Annotated in this window: 2 protein-coding genes; both read right to left on the bottom strand. The window is 32.3% G+C overall.

Features of this window, described 5'->3' with window-relative positions; genetic code table 11:
- Positions 1-111: 111 nt before the first annotated feature.
- Positions 112-849: an apolipoprotein A1/A4/E family protein gene (locus tag N4A40_00235; GenBank protein MCT4660255.1), complete on the bottom strand. Its 738-nt coding sequence runs from the start codon at positions 847-849 to the stop codon at positions 112-114.
- A 178-nt stretch (positions 850-1,027) separates the two neighbouring features.
- Positions 1,028-2,585, bottom strand: a 1,558-nt coding sequence (locus N4A40_00230; protein ID MCT4660254.1) for a cellulose biosynthesis cyclic di-GMP-binding regulatory protein BcsB, incomplete at its 5' end; no start/stop codon positions are given.

Raw genomic sequence — 2,585 nt, 5'->3', positions numbered from 1 at the left:
TTTAATATCATATATAACTCACTCTCTTCAGTATTATAAGCTTATTTTATCACACAAAAAAAGACGAACAGTATATTATTTATACTTTGTTCGCCTCATAGCATTATTATACTACTCAAAACTAAGTGCTTCTTTCACAGCATCATCTAAATCTACCTCATACTCACCTTCATCAGTCATCAAGTAATACTTGCCATTATCGTATCTGATATTTAGTGGACCATCATATGATTCATACTTTTTCTCGCCCATGGCCTCTTCTGCTACATCCTCTACTGCATCTTCAAATTTTTCCGCTCTCTTAATTATATTATTTGTTATATCTTCACCAGTTTTTTCAAAAAAAGCATCTATTTCATCACCATGTTTCTCAAAGCTTATCTCCACTGATTCTCCTAATTCTTCTCCCATTTCACCTAGTTTTTCTCCAAACTCACCAAGTGCATCACCTAAGCTTTCAGTAAAGTCTTCTATGTCTTCTCCATGACTTTCAAATTTGATTTCTACAGATTTGCCAAAATCTTCTCCTGCATCTCCAAGTTTATCCCCCAAGTCATCAAATTTATCTCCTATATCATCTGTAAATTTTTCTATTTCGTCTTCATGACTTTCAAATGCAACCTCTACTGATTCTCCAAATTCCTCTCCGATATCTTCAAGTGACTCTCCAAATTCATCAAGCGATACCTCTATTTTGTCTACTAATTCTTTAGATTCCTCTTCATTTAAAACTACAGTTTTTTGTTCTCCATCATCTGTAGTAGTTGATATTATTATTTTGTTAGGACTACACCCAGCAGTCATGATAATCATACTAATGCACATAGCTATAATAATTGATTTTTTCATATTACTCTCTCCCTCTTGTATCCATAAATTATTTTCTAATTTCTTTATCCTATCTAAATTATATACGATTACCGAGTCATATGAGTAGTGACGTGAGTCATAAATTTCTATGTCTCCTATCCAAATACAAAAGCTGTTTCAAATTGATTCCAATTTGAAACAGCCCATGTCAATTATATTATCTTTTCTTCAGTACCACAACTATAGCACTTCCGAATATCAATAAACCTAAGAATATCAAAAATTGTCTAATTTCTGCTCCAGATAATCTATTTAAAGCTTCTGTATTGATATCGCCCCGATCTTTTACATCTTGTATAACATTTTGCTCTACTGTCCTATGAACTATTTGATTTTGACCACTTGCATACAATACCTGCACATCTCCGCCTAATCTTCCCACAAAACCAAAATCTGAAAGATATTTAGATGCATTCTTTAGTGGTTTCTCTGACAAACCTGTAAGACTTACTATATTGTAGTTCTCACCTCTTGTAAGTTGTAATATCCCTAAACTGTCATTGTCTACATTAACCCAGTTTGAATGTTCTCGCCTGTATGTCTCATAGTTTTCATCGTATCCTAATTTAATTACATCATTAAATACACTTACAAATCCATCCTTGCTAGCTCCTCCAATATAGATATATTGACCTGCATCTAATTTTTCCGGAACCTCTTCTATAATCTCAATATTTGATATGTTTCTTAATCTATGACCTATATAACCAAATGCGTGAGATAACTCATTTAAAAACTTTCCTCTATCATGTAATACTTTTAAATTATTTAGTTCTCCATCTTTTATAAGTGGGTATGGATAATTTTCTAAATCGAATTTATCTCTATCTTCATGTGGTAAATAGAGATATGAGTCATTCGATACAAATGCCCAGGTATTTTGGTCAAAACTTCCACTCGCACAGTCTCTCGGCACATCGAGTGTAAATGATACTTCTATACTAAGTGTATCTGCATTTTTTATTTCATCTGGTATATCTACGAAGAAATCATCTAATCTATGACCTTCTTTCACTAATTTCTTACTAAAAACAGGAACTTCATTCATTTTTACAGTTACAGATGACGTATCATAATTTATTACATCAGCATATCTGAGTCTTAAATATAATTGTGCACCATCTTTAATTTGCCAATTACCTGGCATTCTATAATCATATTTTACAGAATTAAACCTTTCTCCAGAGAGCGTTATAGGTGCATATCCAAGTTCTTCAAATGTCAAATACTCATCTTCATCATCTTTGTTTTCATCTACAAATGTTTTATCATTTATCCAAACCACACTGCTGTCATTTTGTAGCTGCAAATCATCTTCAAATAATGATTTCACTGCCATAAGCATTTTTTCTTCGCTTTCACCAAGTATCATCATTATCCTTTTGTCTTTGTTCCTAGGATGCTCGATTTCTTTTATCAATACCTCGTTATTTAATTTATCCAATTCCTCTAATGTCAATTTTTCTCTATATTCCTTAGGTAAATTTGTTTTCCGTCCAATATAAATTAAATTTTCATTCTCTAAATTATTTGCATCATACAATTTTAAATCTGGCTCTACATTTTCAAATGGCAACCTATGTCCCAAATCAGCACTAAGCAATAACGCCGTCTTAAGAGTAGTCTCATTGTAGTTTTGAGGAATTTGTATCATAGCTTGAACTGGGTCATCTGCGCCTTCTACTAAATATGGATATGGATACTCTTTTAAACTC

The organism is Tissierellales bacterium, assembly GCA_025210965.1.
Classification (GTDB): domain Bacteria; phylum Bacillota; class Clostridia; order Tissierellales; family JAOAQY01; genus JAOAQY01.
Note: the sequence above shows the minus strand (reverse complement) of the source record. Positions and strands in the feature narration are given on the sequence as shown.

Excerpts from the sequence above, each read along its gene's own strand:
- N4A40_00235 (MCT4660255.1), bottom strand. The coding sequence starts at position 849 with ATGAAAAAATCAATTATTATAGCTATGTGCATTAGTATGATTATCATG.